The organism is Nitrosococcus halophilus Nc 4, from assembly GCF_000024725.1.
Taxonomy (GTDB): Bacteria; Pseudomonadota; Gammaproteobacteria; order Nitrosococcales; family Nitrosococcaceae; genus Nitrosococcus; species Nitrosococcus halophilus.
In genome coordinates this window covers 818,844-833,930 of the sequence record NC_013960.1, presented here as the reverse complement: position 1 = coordinate 833,930, position 15,087 = coordinate 818,844, and the positions used below count along the sequence as shown (strand labels likewise).

At 51.8% G+C, this 15,087-nt stretch carries 11 protein-coding genes and 1 pseudogene; 1 reads left to right on the top strand and 11 read right to left on the bottom strand.

From position 1 onward, the window contains the following. Positions 1 to 68 precede the first annotated feature (68 nt). The 7 genes and pseudogenes from NHAL_RS04055 to NHAL_RS04030 all read right to left on the bottom strand — a co-directional run bounded on the left by NHAL_RS04055 (position 69) and on the right by NHAL_RS04030 (position 10,028). Entirely contained in the window at positions 69 to 1,121 is a 1,053-nt protein-coding gene (locus tag NHAL_RS04055) for an efflux RND transporter periplasmic adaptor subunit (protein WP_203434357.1), read from the bottom strand. Between the two features lie 75 nt (positions 1,122 to 1,196). Then, positions 1,197 to 2,711: a TolC family protein gene (locus tag NHAL_RS04050; protein WP_013031893.1), complete on the bottom strand. Its 1,515-nt coding sequence runs from the start codon at positions 2,709 to 2,711 to the stop codon at positions 1,197 to 1,199. A gap of 9 nt (positions 2,712 to 2,720) precedes the next feature. Further along, the gene (locus NHAL_RS04045; RefSeq protein ID WP_013031892.1) at positions 2,721 to 6,056 is read right to left on the bottom strand and encodes an efflux RND transporter permease subunit; all 3,336 of its coding nucleotides are present in this window, start codon (positions 6,054 to 6,056) and stop codon (positions 2,721 to 2,723) included. 171 nt (positions 6,057 to 6,227) lie between these two features. Beyond that, on the bottom strand, positions 6,228 to 6,368 hold the full coding sequence (locus NHAL_RS22570) for a zinc ribbon domain-containing protein (protein WP_476703501.1): 141 nt from the start codon (positions 6,366 to 6,368) through the stop codon (positions 6,228 to 6,230). Continuing rightward, on the bottom strand, positions 6,361 to 6,957 hold the full coding sequence (locus tag NHAL_RS04040; RefSeq protein ID WP_049780574.1) for a helix-turn-helix domain-containing protein: 597 nt from the start codon (positions 6,955 to 6,957) through the stop codon (positions 6,361 to 6,363). Before NHAL_RS04040 ends, NHAL_RS22570 begins: the two co-directional genes overlap by 8 nt. Before the next feature lie 194 nt (positions 6,958 to 7,151). Continuing rightward, on the bottom strand, positions 7,152 to 8,231 hold the full coding sequence (locus tag NHAL_RS04035; protein ID WP_013031891.1) for a cytochrome-c peroxidase: 1,080 nt from the start codon (positions 8,229 to 8,231) through the stop codon (positions 7,152 to 7,154). Positions 8,232 to 8,872: 641 nt separating this feature from the next. Beyond that, positions 8,873 to 10,028 (bottom strand): annotated as a pseudogene (locus NHAL_RS04030) (RNA-guided endonuclease InsQ/TnpB family protein). A gap of 34 nt (positions 10,029 to 10,062) precedes the next feature. Between NHAL_RS04030 and NHAL_RS04025 the strand changes: the two are divergent. After that, complete coding sequence (locus NHAL_RS04025; RefSeq protein WP_013031890.1) at positions 10,063 to 10,215, top strand: ribbon-helix-helix protein, CopG family; 153 nt, start codon at positions 10,063 to 10,065, stop codon at positions 10,213 to 10,215. Positions 10,216 to 10,365: 150 nt separating this feature from the next. On the opposite strand, the gene NHAL_RS04020 is transcribed toward NHAL_RS04025, so the two are convergent. The 4 genes from NHAL_RS04020 to NHAL_RS04000 all read right to left on the bottom strand — a co-directional run bounded on the left by NHAL_RS04020 (position 10,366) and on the right by NHAL_RS04000 (position 15,058). Beyond that, a complete protein-coding gene (locus NHAL_RS04020) occupies positions 10,366 to 11,136 on the bottom strand; it encodes a hypothetical protein (RefSeq protein WP_013031889.1) in 771 nt (256 codons plus the stop codon). A 102-nt stretch (positions 11,137 to 11,238) separates the two neighbouring features. Further along, a complete protein-coding gene (locus NHAL_RS19615; protein ID WP_013031888.1) occupies positions 11,239 to 12,192 on the bottom strand; it encodes a lipase family protein in 954 nt (317 codons plus the stop codon). Between the two features lie 37 nt (positions 12,193 to 12,229). Beyond that, positions 12,230 to 12,691: a ferritin-like domain-containing protein gene (locus NHAL_RS04010; protein ID WP_013031887.1), complete on the bottom strand. Its 462-nt coding sequence runs from the start codon at positions 12,689 to 12,691 to the stop codon at positions 12,230 to 12,232. 564 nt (positions 12,692 to 13,255) lie between these two features. Next, on the bottom strand, positions 13,256 to 15,058 hold the full coding sequence (locus NHAL_RS04000; protein WP_013031885.1) for an ABC-F family ATP-binding cassette domain-containing protein: 1,803 nt from the start codon (positions 15,056 to 15,058) through the stop codon (positions 13,256 to 13,258). Positions 15,059 to 15,087 lie beyond the last annotated feature (29 nt).

The window sequence follows — 15,087 nt, the reverse complement described above, 5'->3', positions numbered from 1 at the left end:
AAAACTCCGCAGGCTATTCAGATTATATATCCCACGCTCTGTTCATAAATTTAGCACATTAAATTCCGTTACGAAAAAATCATCACTTTTTCCCCCGCCTGAGCACCGCTTAAAAGCTCGACACTTTCAGCAGAGCAAGGACGACCGGTTTTAACAAACCGCCGCTCTAATCTGCCATCGGGATGTACCACTTCTACGAATTCCAATTGACCAATCTGCTGCACCGCCCCAGCGGGCACACACAGATGGACCCGTTCCTTGACGGGAATTAACAACCGGCCAAACATCCCCTCATATAGTTTTTCTGTCCGGGGCAAAGTCATTTTGACAAGAAACGAACGGCTCGGGGCATGGGCCTGGGGTACAATTTCATCAACCTTCCCCTTGAAGGTCAGATTCAATGCGTCAATAGAAACCGAAAGTCTCTTTCCCCTCTCCAGATGGACCGCCAGGGACTCGGCTACCGGGGCCTCCAACCGCAGAGAAGCCTCATCATAGAGCACCAAAAGCGGTTTACCAGGCTGCGCAATATCCCCAGGCTGGGCTAACCGATCCACAATCTGTCCCGAGCGGGGAGCAGTAATGGCAGCATAGGAAAGCACCACCTTAGCTTCAACAAGGGCCTGTTTTGCCCGCAGATACTCAGCGCGGGCCACTGCCACTTGGGTTTGGAAATCATCAAATTGCGACTTGGTGATGGCCTCGCCACGGTAAAGTTCCTGCACCCGCTCGAAATCCGCCGCTGCCTTTTTCCAATTGGCCTTGGCCGCTTCCAACACCTCCTCCGCCTGCAGGGCACGGGCCTGTAAATCTTTGCTATCCAAGCGTATCAGCAGATCTCCCTTTTGGACCTGATCTCCTGCCCTCACCGCAATGTCTTCAATCGTCGCCAACACCTTAGCCGAGATTTGGGTTCGAGTTGCAGCTTTCAACGTCCCCACCGCTTGCTCTACCTCTTGGCGGCGGATTTCACGCACCAAGGCGGTTTTTTGATCCGCCAATTTTTGCCAACTCGGAGGATGCAACGTCGGCTCAATTTTTTCTTCAAACGCTCCGGCTAGCCAAGCGATGACCACCACTAAAAGGGCCAATCCCATGACCAACGAGAAGATTTTTTTCACCCCTCTGGGGGGATATCTTTTGGGCTTCACCACTCAGCCACCTGCTTCAATGGACTATGGACCATGATCACCCGCCTAAGCGGTAAAGGCATCGCTTAATCGACCGGCAGCGCGCTCCAAATTCGACCGTGCAATCTCTATCCCCGCTTGGGCATTGGCAAAGCGCGCGCGCGCTCTGGAAAGGGCGACTTGCGCATCAATCAGCTCAGTCAGGGTGGCCATTTGGGCCCTATAGCGAATCTCAATTTCCCGCAGGCTCTCCCGTCCCTGCTTGACGGCTCCTGTGGCTACCCGCAGTCGCTCCCGTGCCTCCTGGAGTTGCAAATAAGCGCGGCGAACATCCAATTCAATATCGGACAACAGCCCTCGCTGCTGGGCATTAAGCTTATGCAGGCGGGCCTGGGCCTGTTGAATTTGGCTCCGGGTACGCCCCCCATCAAACAAGGTAAGCTGGGCCACCAGACCTACAAAAAAATTGGTGTCGCCGCTGGCCAGATCCCCCGTAAAGGCATCATAGTGGGCCGTTAAATCCAGGGTAGGATAGTGGGCGGCGCGGGCGGCACGGATGTGAGCCGAGGCGGCTTCTCTCTTGCGGGCCAACCGGCCAATTTCCGGGCGGCTGCGGAGAGCTTCCTCAATGAGGGTTTCCAGTTCGCTAACCCGCTCGGACCCAGGGGCTGGCGGTACGGTTTGGGGCAATTCCTGCCTAGGCACTGGAGCACCCACCACATTATCCAGCACCATCCAGGCCAGTTCAAAACGGTTGCGGGCAGCAATCAAGGCTTCTTGTACCTCGGCTAAGCGAACTTCAACAGACAGGACATCAGACTTTACCGCAGTCCCTGCCCGCAACCGGGTCTGGACTATGGCAAGATGGTGCTCCACCTGCTCAATGGCTTCCCGTCCTATTTGGAGGAGCTCATGGGCCTGTAATAGGCGGTAATAACCTTCAGTCACCCGAAAAACAAGTTGGTTTTGCACGCCCTCCAAACCGGAGACCGCGGCCTCCCGCTCTGCGGCGGCGGCCCGCTTGGCCGCCATCTGTCGTCCTCCAGAATAAAGATTGTATTGGGCCAGCACTTGGGTGTGAAAATTATCGGTGAGGGAGGGATCATTAAAATCCTGATCGAAGTTCAATTGGGCCTGATTAAGTTGGAACATGAATGTCTGCACGGGATTATCCGAAATTCCATAGCTCTCGGAAACACTCAAACGAGGAAAAAATTCAGCCCGGGCCCCTGCCAAAGCCGCATCGGCAATATGAATGCGCTCCAGTGCCGAAGCCACATCAGGATTGGATTGCAACGCTTGTTGAATCAGCTCGTTCAACACCAATACCCCTTTTTCATCCCGCAGAGGGAAATTGCTCTCTATCTTCCCAGTTTCCCCTACCCGCTCAGGACTCGGTAACCCAGTGAAAGAGCGCTCTTGGGATATCTCAGCAGTCCCCGGGGATTTCACCCCTCTTTTCGGTGGCGGCTTGAGTCCCTCGGCACAGAGGGCAGACGCTGAAGGGCAACCGGCATTTTTAGCACACCCTACCGCCCCAAAACCCAAGAGACCCAGAAGTAATAAAAGGCGCGGAGACATGGAATGTACCTACCCCCCTGAAGAGGAGCTTTTTGCCACCAATCGACCCTCGGCAACGGTCCCAAAAACTAAGGAATACACGATAGGGATCACCAGCAATGTGAATAAGGTCGAAGTCACAATCCCGAAGATGATGGCCCAAGCAAGGCCGGAGAAAATAGGGTCCAGGGTAATCACCCAGTTACCCAAAAGAGTCGTCGCGGCCGTCAAAAGAATAGGCCGGGTGCGGATGGCCGTGCTGCGAATAATCGCCTCCAACAGCTCGTGCCCTTCCTCTTGGGCATAGCGAATAAAGTCGATGAGGACCACTGAATTCCGCACCACGATTCCGGCCAACGCGATCATGCCGATCATCGCCGTGGCGGTGAAATAGATGGGATTGGGATAGCCCCCAATAGCCTGGCCCGCCATGATATTGAGCAACCAGAACCCTGGCATAATGCCGATGAGCGTCAAAGGAATGGCGAGCATAATAATGAGCGGCAGAATGCGGGAGCCCGTTTGGAACATCAAAATGATAAAAATACCCACCAGGGCCGCGGCAAAAGCCAGCCCTAGATCCCGAAAAACATCAAGGGTGATATTCCACTCCCCTTCCCCAGCCCACTCAATGGGATAACCGGCTGGCACTGACCAGGGCTCCCCTCCTCCTGGCGAGAACCAAGTTCTCTCACTCAATGGCCGAGGCGTTGCCGTCTCTTCCTTCTCCTCCCCAGTTTGGCGGTCAAGTTGCATATCGATAATGGCATCCGCCGGCGGAACCCCCGCCACCTCAGCATAGACATAGACCACCCGTTCGAGATTTTTATGGTAAATGGTTTGATCTTCCCGTTCCTGGCGGAAAGACCCCAATGAACCCAACTGGACCAATTCTCCCTGCTGACCCACAATATATAGCTTTTCCAGATCGTTGATGGCCGACCGTTGGGCCCGGGGAAGGCGCAATTCTACCCAAAGCGGATCAACCTCTTTGGGCCGATGAAGCACCGTGGCTGGCAAACCATCGAGGGCCATTTGCACCGTTTTGCCGATATCTGCCGTAGAAATACTCGATAAAGCGGCTTTTTGCTTGTCGGTCTCAAATACCCACTGGATTTGTTCCTCTTGGGCGCTAATATCCACATCCACCACCTTGGGTTCTTGGCGTAAGCGTTCTTCTAGACGCCGGGCTACGGCAATTTGCTCCTCGTAGGCGGCGCCCTCTGGAGCATAGACTTCCGCCGTAATCGTGGCCAATACGGGGGGGCCAGGGGGGACTTCCACCAACTTGACGTTAGCCCCTAGTTCCTGAGCCAAGCGAGTAACATCCTGGCGTATACGGAGAATAATTTCGTGGGATTGGTGGGCCCGCTTATCCTTAGGGGCCAAGTTGACCCGAATATCGGCCACATGGGGCCCCTGGCGGAGGTAATAGTGGCGCACTAAACCATTGAAGTCCATGGGCGACGCCAATCCAACATAAACCTCATAATCACGAACCTCCGCCACCCGTGACAGATATACGCCTAGGCGCCGGGCCACCCCATCGGTAGCCTCCAGGGTCGTCCCCTCTGGCATATCGATCACCAACTGAAATTCATTCTTGTTGTCGTAGGGCAACATTTTGAGAGGAATAGTCCGAAATAAAGGCAAGGTTAACGCGCCCAGTAGCAACACCAGGACTAACCCCAAAAGGGTCCAACTACGCCAGCGTTGATTAAGGATTGGCGTCAACACTCTCCGATAAAAGCGGTAGAGGGGTTGCTCCCCGAGCTCATAGGGTTTCTCCCCGGCCTTCCCTGTCTCCACCAGTTTTCTCAGCGCCACCATGGCCAACCAAGGGGTAATGGTGAAGGCCACCACCGTGGAAAAGGTCACCGTCAAGGGAACATTTAAAGCCATCGGCGCCATGTACGGTCCCATCATGCCGGTAATAAAGGCCAAAGGGAGGAAGCTGACGATGATGGCCAAGGTGGAGAGAAGCAACGCCGGACGAACTTCCTGAACCGCTCTGAGGACGGACTCCCGGGCCGGCAAGACCCGCATGGTAAAGTAGCGGGCAATATTTTCTACGTCTGTAATGGGATCATCCACCAGCAGCCCCAAGGCCAGGATCAGGGCAAACAGGGTAACCCGATTGATGGTGTAACCCGCCACGAGATTCACGAATAGCGCCAGGCTGTAGCAAACCGGAATAGCCAGGGCAATCACTAAAGCCGGTCGCCATCCCAGGGTGAGACCAATGAGGCCAATCACTGTCAGCACTGCAACCGCCAGCGCTTCTACCAGTTCATTGACTTTATCGTTGGCGGTTTCCCCATAGTTGCGGGTAATCCGATAGTAGACTCCCGCAGGCAAATGGGTCTGGGAAAGGGCCTCCATCCGCTGCTCAACCGCATCGGCCACCCACACCGCATTGGTCCCCTTGCGCTTGGCCACGGCCACATGGACCGCCGGAAAAAACTCCATACTCTCTGTCCGGGACTCGGCCGCCGGGCCAAAACCAATCCAGCTATAACTTTCCACTTCGGCTGGACCTTCCAATACCTCGGCCACATCTCGCAGATAAACCGGCCGCCCATCCTTCACCTGGATCACCAGATCTTGGAGTTCCTCCACATCGCCAAGAAAGGTGCCCACTTCAACATTGAATTGCTGGTTTTGCTGCTCAAATCCCCTCGTGCGGTAATTGACGTTGCTTGCTTGAAGGGCATCCAGGATCTGCAAGGCTGAGGTTTGCCGGGCGGCTAAACGCTCCGGATCCAGTTCCACACGAATTCTTTGCGGTCTCCCTCCCACTACCCGAACCCGATTGGTATCGCGAATCTGTTTTAATTCAAGCTGGAGTTCCTCGGCGATACGCCTGAGCTCATGATCCCCGTAAAGAGCGGTGCGATCCGACCAGAGGGTAATGTTGACAATGGGAACATCGTCGATCTCAATGGGCTTCACCACCCAGCGGGTGACCGCAGGAGGCACTTGGTCAATATTCGAGTTGATCTTGTTATAAAGCTTAACCAGGGACTCCACCCGGTCCTCTCCCACATAGAAGCGAACCGTGACAATACAGCGTTCCGGTTGGGACATGGAGTAGACGTATTCCACCCCATCAATCTGATACAGTAGTTTCTCTAAGCGGGTGCCTACCTGCCGCTCCACCTCCTCCGCAGACAGGCCAGGCGCAGAGATAAAAACATCCGCCATGGGGACTACGATCTGGGGATCCTCTTCCCGCGGAGTCAAGTGCAAAGCCGCGACGCCGAGAAGCAGGGACAGAATGCTCAACAGGATGGCAACATCGCCGCGAAGGAAAACCTCCACTAACCGGGTGAGCAGCGGGGTCTTTGCGCTATGGGAGTGAGTCATTTCCTAGACACAGTCTTACGCCTGCTGGTATCGCCAACAGCGCCAAGATAAGGACAACCGCGATAACCCCCTGGGTCAGTGCTTTTGTTTGTGGGATCTGACTTCTCCCCGCCCAGTCGGGCGAGGGTTGTTGGATCACTCCAAGAACTTTCCTCGTTCAACACGCCTTCCCTAGGCGACAACGCCTATTGTCGCCCCCGTTCCAGTCGCTCCAGAGGCTAACCCCGCCAGCCCGGCGGTTTTGATATTGATCGCCGCTGCGATGTCGCGGTCATGGACAGTCCCGCACGAGGGACAGCGCCATTCACGCACCTCCATGGGTGGGGCAACGCTTGGAGCTGGGGAACCCGCGGTCGATCTCGACTACGGTTCGCCCTACCCACTGCCCCTTGTACTTCAGTTGACGGACAAACTCACCCCAATGGGCATCGGCTATGGGCTTGGCAAGCCGGGGGTGTTTGATCATGTTCTTCACCGCAAGAGATTCAACGCACACGACTTGGGTGGCGTCCCTACGGCAGTCAGCTATTTTGGTGTGCAGACGGGCCACCTTCAGCCGCAGTTTGTTGCGGTTACGGGAACCTTTCCGCTTCTTCGCCAGCTTACGCTGCAGATAGGCCAGCTTCGCTTCGTACTGCTTGGTGTACTTGGGATTGCCGGATTTGAATCCGTCGCTAGTGACGCTGGAAACCTCATTCAGCCAAGAAAAGTCCTGCTTGAGTTGGACAAGCCTTTTTTCCAGCGCCCAATGGGGAATGACTTCGCCGTTCTGATAGAACGCATCGGTACGATGCTTGAGCGTGTTGTTCCAAACAAAACGCGCACAGCCGAACGAACGAGCCAGCAGTTCGGCTTGTTCAGCTGTGGGATAGAATCGTTCCTGGTACGCCCTCTTCGTCATATTTGTGTTTTACAAAGCTCAGCGCATTCTATAAAGCCGCTTCGCGGCTTGCGCTTATATCACCGCCCGATTGGGCGATGCTTTACGCGCTATTGGGTAAAGGCGGCAATCCCTTGCCGCCAAACCTAGAGGCGGGCTGAAGATGCCGCCCTAGGAGAATCATTATTAATATTCTTAGCAGTGATGGAATAAGATTAATGTCCCATCATAGCTTCGCTGGAAACATCCACCACCGGGAGCGGCGTTCCCTTGGTGTGAGGCGGCAGAATAGGATATTCCACTTTCGGCTGTTCGCCAGTCAAAGTTTTCAAAAAGGTCACAATGGCTGCGGTCTCATTATCATTGAGGTCTATGCCCAGTTGTGACGACCCCATGATAGCGACGGCTTGTTCCAGTTCCCATACCTCGCCAGAATGGAAATAGGGAGGAGTTAGCTCTATATTGCGCAAGGAAGGCACTTTGAAGACATACTCATCACTGGCCGTCTTGGTCACCGCAAACCGCCCTTTGTCTTCCTCCGGCAGGACTTCACCACCGGGTTTCTCTACAACCCCAAAAGGATAATAGCCCTCGCCACCTAGATTAACCCCACTGTGGCAACTGGAACAACCTTTATCCATAAAAAGTTTTAGTCCTCTTTTCTCTGCCTTGGAGAGCGCTCCAGCATCACCCTTAAGGTATTTATCAAAGGGGGATCCCGGGGTCAATAAAGTGGCCTCGAAGGCTTCTATGGCCTTAGCCATATTATTAAAAGAGACGGGGTCAGCCTCGCCAGGAAAGGCCTTTCTAAAGCTCTGGACATATTCTGGGATGCTTTTAAGGGTCCGCTCCACTCGATCTGGAGTATTGTTCATCTCTACCCCTGCCTGAATCGGCCCTTTCGCCTGGGCTTCGAGATCCTCGGCCCGTCCATCCCAGAATTGCGCCAGGTTAAACACGGAATTAAGCACGGTAGGAGCGTTACGGGGTCCCTTTGCCCACCCATGGCCAATGGAAGTCTCTTCCAGATCTACCCCTCCAAGGGCCAGGTTATGGCAGGTATTACAGCTAATCAACCAGCTCTTAGAAAGGCGAGGATCGAAATATAGCCACTTCCCAAGCTCGATCCTCTCCGGCGTCACCTCATTTCCCTCTAAGGCTGGCGGCTCAGTGGGAATCGGCTTAAATTGGGACTGAGCCTGCTCCATCAGCTTCCCATCGTTTTTTCCTGCAAGGACATGACTGGTGTAGGTGGTTCCTATTGCTAGCGCCAAGCAAAAAGCAATTTTTCTCATTCTTCTCCCTCCTTAATAGTGGGCACATAAAAAAATATGGAGGCTAATCTACTCTATTACACTCATTCCAGGATTTATTGAGAAATATCAGCGACCTGATTAATCCTCGTTTTATAGGGATGAAATTAGAACACCAAATATTAAATAATAGATGAGATTATAAACGATGTCTTCTAGCCTTTCTCCATCGAGGAGGGACCAATAGCCCCCGCCCCCAATACTGCCGCCTTAGAAGCTGTTGGAAAATACCTTTATGGGTAGGGTGGGTTGAGCGTAGCGAAACCCACCGCTTCGCCGGGAGCACATTAGGACCTGCGAAGGATGCCCATAGGGAAGGGGCACATCACCGCTGTTCGTTGGTCCCCCTTTCCATGGTGCGCATCGCTGCGCTCTGCACACCCTACGCTGTCCTCAAAGTTTTCCAACAGCTTCTTAGCGAGCACTCGTTGATCAACTGCTGAACTTGCAGGTCAAGCTATAGAAATCCTATAAAATTTCTCCGCTTACAGCAAACTCAGCATTTCAAGCCCCCATCTCAAAGGTGGATACGATTGGAGTTTCGCCATGACTGACTGCGGTTCGGTCCCTCCTCCCCTTGTCAGCCTGGAGAATTCGCGTTTCTCAGCAGTCCTCGGCGGTGGCTAGGCCACGGCCCTTGGGGTCTTCACCGCTCCACGCGCTTTATCGGTTCCGGCGCTCCCCGCCGTACCCAACATCAAAACATTCTTGGCCGCGTTAATATCCCGGTCGTGCTCCGTTCCACAGTCCGGGCATTCCCACTCGCGAACTTTGAGCGGCATGGACTCTTGAATAGTCCCGCACTCAGAGCACCTCTTGCTGGTGGGTGCCCAGCGGTCCACGATAAACACTTCCCGGCCATATTGCTGCTTTGTACTCCATTTGCCGCTTGAGCTCATACAGCCCGCAATCCGCAACGGCTTTGCTCAAGCGGCGGTTTCTCAACATCCCTGTGATATTCAAATCCTCCAGACAAATCACTGGGTTCTCGTTGACTATCTTGGAGGATTGTTGGTGCAGAAAATCCCGGCGGCTATCGGCTATCCGGGCATGGATACGCGCCACTTTTTGCTGTTGATGGCGGCAACGCTGAGAGCTTTTCTTTTTCTTGCTCAGGCGACGCTGAGCCTTTTTCAATTGACGGGCATATTGATAGGTATATTTAGGCGCACCAGACTTATACCCACTAGAGGTGACCCCCACATCCTTAACCCCCACATCCACCCCAACAGCGTTCTTGCGGGCAGGCAGAGCGGCAATCTCCACCTCACAGGCCATGCTGACAAAATAACGGCCAGCGGGGTCTTTACTGACCGTCACCATTTTGGGGATACCCATCATCCTGCGAGACCATTTCAGCTTAAGCGCCCCAAGCTTTGGCAGCTTCAACAACTTGCTTTCGGCGTTGAAATTCTTCGCCACATGGCGTTGGTCCAATTGATAGCGTACCGATTGGGTCTGATGGCGTCTCTTAAAGCGGGGATACTTGCCCCGACCGGCGAAGAAGTTTTTAAACGCCCTATCTTGGTCCCTCAGTTTTTGGGTATGGCAACTGGCGGTGGCTTCGCTCAGCCAGGGGCACTCGGTTTGCTTCAGTGCCGTCAATTGGCGGCTGGGGCTGATAGTGTTCAGCGACTCGCCCTGCGCTTGATACGCCTTCGTTCGCGTTTCCAACGCCCAATTCCACACATAGCGGGCATGGCCGAATTCAATGGCCAATTGCCGCTTTTGCGTGGGTGTGGGGTAAAACCTGAATTTGTAGGCGCGTTGTGTTACCACGCAGCAATTATGGTACAACTGTCGGGTAACAACAATGGCAAGAGAATTATTGAATGTGCGAATCGATTCCGAACTCAAGAAACAACTTCAGGAGTTAGCAGAGAGAGAAAACCGAACGCTGTCGAACCTCGTCGAAACGGTGCTCGCCAACTACGCGAAACGCGAATTCATGGCAAAACGCGAGTAATCGGCCCTCGCGCCCGACGCGCCGTTTCACTTCGCACTCTCGCTAGGGGGGCGTCGTGCGTCCATACACTCCTTCAATGCTGAGCGCACTCAGAAGAGCTATGATTGATTTCTTGTAGTCTTAAAAGCCGAACTTGGTGAGAACCGGTTCCTATCGTGCTAAATTTTGATATTGGCGATATAAGATATTCCCGCCCCAAACCAAGGAGAGCAAAATCAATGCCTCTCCCATAAAATTCACCCCTCCAGCAATCAGGTGGTCGTATTCGAGAAGCCCCAAGTCACCCAAGATATTCCGCCAATCGTGATGACCCGGATTATCCCGTCCCGTCGTGCCCCCCAGCAGGAGAAGTTCACCAGCTCGAGCGTCGTTGATGTAGGGTGCCAGATCCATCACACTTTGCCCCAACCACCAAAGACCTATACTGGCGCCAAAAGTATCCCGCTGTTGCAAAAGAAAAACGCCAATTACCGCCATAGGCATCATTAACTGGGCCAATGAACCCCCTAGAATGGTCATAAATTGACCAAAAGGAATGAATAGGATATGGCCGGCTTCATGGAAGATCAAATCCACCAAATGCATAAACGAGCCATTGATTTCGGGCAGCCCCCCCGTCAATTGGCTGTAATCTGTCTGGATGAACCAGAAGCCCCAAAACGCAAAGCACACAAAAAGGAGCAAGCGGCCATAAAAGCCGCTGTGACTCACTGGAGACTCCACATAGAGCACTCTTTCTTTGAGCTGCCCTAGCAAGGCATCAGTTTTGCTATTTCTGCTCTTGGGGGATGATGACTCTGGCGAGCGAAATCGCTGCTTCAGCCATCGAGAAAAAATCAACCCGCACGCTGGACATTGGGATTCGGGAATAATATCGCTAGCTTGCCGCTGGTAGCCGCACTTGGGACAAGTTTGGTACATTTTCCTCGCCTTAATCAGCCCTTAATGAGGGGGTATAAACCCCCGCTACGGGTGTTTTCGACGAAAAAAGTGACTTCTTTAAAATTTAAACGGAATACTCAATTAAGGGTAGGTGGCCGCTTTGAGTATCTTCCGGACAATACGCTGCAGGATCTCCAGATCATGATCCCTCAAAAAGTCTCTATTTCCCAAGTTAAGCTGATTCAGAACATTGGAGAAAGTCGTCAGCAACCTTCCCCCATCCATGAATGCTTTTGGCATGGGGGTGCCCGGCAATGACGGCTGTCCCAAAACAGACTCCATTATTCTGCCCCAATATCCCTCTAATTTCTCGGTATAAAAAAGCTCGTCATTCCAATCTACAAAAAACAATTTACCCACATGAATATATTCAATGTTTTTTGTCTGATAAGCCCCAAGGTTTGGGAAAAAATCAAGAATTCGGTCTAAAAACACCGTTCCAAGGATTTTTGCAACTGCCGGAGAAAAAGGGACATGAGGAATCAAATCATCACGTCGCTCAAACCTGAAAATCGGAAGAGGGTAAGACCTTGAAAAATTCCGATCGCCAACCCGAGGCGATGAGAATACATGGGCAGCGGTTACCGGTATCTCATTGGCTTCCTTAAGCCGCCTTGCCGCAATGGTAGCTAAAGCGCCTCCCGCGCTATGACCAGTGATAAAAAGTTGTTTGCTCCCTCCACCATGATCCCGAACCATCTCAGGAAGTTGGCTATAAATAGAATCCAACTCGTTGTCAAAGCCTTTGTGCACTCTATAGCCCAACTTATCATAAACAATCTGGGCATAATTAAGGTTGGTCAACCAATTCAATGCTGAAGTCTCTAAATCATGAGAGGATTTTATATTAATTTGAGTACCACGAAAGGACAGCACCACAATACGATCATCAGAGGCGATAAAACCGGTAAAGCTATCGCCTTTAAAGACGTCAATAAACGCTGGCTGCCACCTCTCAAAATTAAATTTCCGAGGTTTTGTATAAGTCGCCCTGGACGCTTCTAATAGCAGCTGAGTTTGATCGACAAAATTCATCAACTTATCTCGCAGATTATTGACGCTCTAGAAGCTCTTACCCGCACCCTTGACCATGACGATGGCGCCGCCCCCTCCCTCGACCATGTCCACCCTCTTGCCCTCTTTCTGCGCATCTCTGAAACGCAGGCAAATGATTCTCCTGGGAAGCTCTTTTTAATTGTAAGAATACCTGATAAACATCGGGATATTCCTGGGTAAGGTGAAGTAGCCGATCATACATTTCCGCATTGTCTATTTCCGCCTGAACCCCCTTCCGACAGGCTTCCAAAACAGAAGAAGGAACCTCAACCTTAGAATCCCAATCATCTTCCGGGACGGGGATACCATATTTATGAAATAAGGGAAGCAATGCTTGGATATGTCGCTCCTCGGCTTCCACAATATTTACAAATGGCCTAATGTCTCCGTATCTGCTCATCACCTGACGATAGGTGGCACGGGCCTTATACTCATCATTCATGGCCTCTGTAAGCGCCTTTCTCAATTCCTCTGACATTATCAGCCCTCATGAGATTAATAAGAAAAACGATTTTTAACATCTATGTGGACTTACGCAGTTAGCCATTCCCACGCAGGCAGAAATCTAATCACTGCCCGAAAAAACTGGATCCTCGTCTTCGCGGGTATGACGTCTCCGACCTTTTGCGTAAATCCTGCCTATGACTATTTCGCCCACAGCTACTCTAACAATTCTGAGTATAGTCCCGATTTTAATAAATCGTCAGTCACCGTTAGCCTCAAAATGGGAGCCACTACCTCAAAACCCTCAGCAAGGCATTGTTTCATCATTTCATACCCCAGCTCATCCGCAATTGGCCCCCTCTGCCATGCTTTCTCCCAATGTTCTTTATCGGCCATTGGGCATAGGCTACCCACGCTCCATCATCATTTTGGTGAAGTCTAGAACCAAGACTCCCCTAAATTCTATATGCAGCCTCGGTTATCCTCCGCCAACCCTCGCAGAATCGATCCTCCATGCCGAGATTAAGCTTCCACTGATACACCACAACAAACATTTCCTCACCCCGACCTCACCTATAGACCAAGCAGCAAAAACGGATCAATTATTCTGATTTATCAACTCCAATTCTTCCCACCGCTGATATAGCTGTGCCACCTTATTCTCCGCCTCTTTAAGCTGGGCGTATAGCTCCGTTAATCGTTCAAAATCACTGGTAATTTCAGGATCATGAAGCCGCTGCTGAAATACCTCGACGACTTGCTCCGCCTTTGAGATTTTTTGCTCAATTCGGTTGAGCTCTTTCCGTTCTTCATAACTCAATCCTTGAGACGCCTTCTGTTTGGGCGGAGGAGAATGACCTTTGGATGCCTCTTTTGAAGGTTGGGAGTTTCTAGCCTCGAGCCATTGGTGATAATCGGCAAAAAATTCCGCTTTCCCATGACCATCCAAGTAAAGCAATGTGTCGCTAAGACGATCCAGCAAGAAACGGTCATGGGTAATCAGAACGATAGCGCCGGGAAAGTCCTGCAAACTTTCCTCCAGCACCTCAAGGGTAGGAATGTCCAAGTCATTGGTTGGTTCATCCAACAATAAAATATCCGCAGGCTTTAGCATCAAATTCGCAATCAACACCCGGGCTTGTTCTCCGCCGGAAAGCTGGGATACCGGAAGCCCCAGCTTTTCACTGGGGAAAAGAAAACGCTTAGCCCAAGAGGCGATATGGAGGGCACGTCCCTGGAAAATAACCTGATCTCCCTGGGGGCACAAGGCTTCCTTTAAGGTCTGGGTCGGATCTAATTGCTCCCGCTTTTGATCAAAAGTCACGATTTGAACCCCATCCGCCCACTTGATAGAGCCGGAATCGGGGCTAAGATCTCCTTTTAGCAGTTGCATCAAAGTGCTTTTCCCACTTCCATTCCGCCCTAAGATCCCCACACACCTGCCTGGAGAAAGCTGTAGGCTCAGATGGACAAAGAGTTGCTTTCCGCCCCGGCTGATTCCTAGATCTTTGGCTTCCAAAAGCTTCTTGGTTTTTCGCTGAGTCGCTTCAAAATCAATTTCTGCGGCTTTCCCTTGGGCGTTGCGGGCTTTCACTGCGCTCAACTCATCCTGGAGCTGTTGCGCGCTGTCAAGACGATAACGCGCTTTCGAGGTCCGGGCTTTAGGACCTCTTCTCAACCAATTGAGTTCTCGTTCTACTTTATTGGAGAGAACCAGTTCCTGCTGTGCCTGCTGGTTAAGCATCTCTTCCCGCTTCTGAAGAAAACTGCTGTAATTACCCTCCACCTTCAGAAAACCCTCTGGATACTGCTTATTGAGCTCCACAATCCGATTGGTGGTGTTTTCCAGAAAATAACGGTCGTGACTCACCAACACAAAAGCAAAAGAAGCCTGCTTCAGCAACCCTTCTAGCCATAAAATCCCTTCCATGTCCAGGTGGTTGGTGGGCTCATCCATGAGCAATAAATCCGGTTCCTGTATCAAAGCCTGGCTAATGGCAAGCCGTTTACGCCATCCTCCCGATAAAGTGCCTACCTTCTGCTCCCTATTTGGAAACACCACCTGACGGCTAATTTCCCGCAGGCGTTGATAGTGCTCCGTTTCTCTATGCTCCTCTGAGAGAACCTGGAATAAAGTTTCCTCAACGGTTTTTTCCGGGTCGAATCGATCCTCCTGAGGCAAATAAACCACGAGCGCATCTCGTTTCTGGACAATCTTTCCTGAGTCGGGGGTCTCAATTCCTGCAAAAATTTTCAACAAGGTGGATTTTCCAGAACCATTGGGACCAATTAACCCTAAGCGTTCATCGGAAAAGAATCCCAGAGAAATATCGGAAAATAAAGCATGATTTCCATAAGACTTGCTAATGGCATGACTGTTAATCAGGAGAGTTGAAGACATCTTTTATTTCAAATGGCATCTAAATAAGA

What these genes read in the sequence shown, in the direction of transcription:
- NHAL_RS04010 (WP_013031887.1), bottom strand. Translation starts at nt 12,691, where the DNA reads ATGTCAGAGGAATTGAGAAAGGCGCTTACAGAGGCCATGAATGATGAG.
- NHAL_RS19615 (WP_013031888.1), bottom strand. Translation starts at nt 12,192, where the DNA reads ATGAATTTTGTCGATCAAACTCAGCTGCTATTAGAAGCGTCCAGGGCG.
- NHAL_RS04040 (WP_049780574.1), bottom strand. Translation starts at nt 6,957, where the DNA reads ATGACGAAGAGGGCGTACCAGGAACGATTCTATCCCACAGCTGAACAA.
- NHAL_RS04020 (WP_013031889.1), bottom strand. Translation starts at nt 11,136, where the DNA reads ATGTACCAAACTTGTCCCAAGTGCGGCTACCAGCGGCAAGCTAGCGAT.
- NHAL_RS04000 (WP_013031885.1), bottom strand. Translation starts at nt 15,058, where the DNA reads ATGTCTTCAACTCTCCTGATTAACAGTCATGCCATTAGCAAGTCTTAT.
- NHAL_RS04050 (WP_013031893.1), bottom strand. Translation starts at nt 2,711, where the DNA reads ATGTCTCCGCGCCTTTTATTACTTCTGGGTCTCTTGGGTTTTGGGGCG.
- NHAL_RS04025 (WP_013031890.1), top strand. Translation starts at nt 10,063, where the DNA reads ATGGCAAGAGAATTATTGAATGTGCGAATCGATTCCGAACTCAAGAAA.
- NHAL_RS04035 (WP_013031891.1), bottom strand. Translation starts at nt 8,231, where the DNA reads ATGAGAAAAATTGCTTTTTGCTTGGCGCTAGCAATAGGAACCACCTAC.
- NHAL_RS04045 (WP_013031892.1), bottom strand. Translation starts at nt 6,056, where the DNA reads ATGACTCACTCCCATAGCGCAAAGACCCCGCTGCTCACCCGGTTAGTG.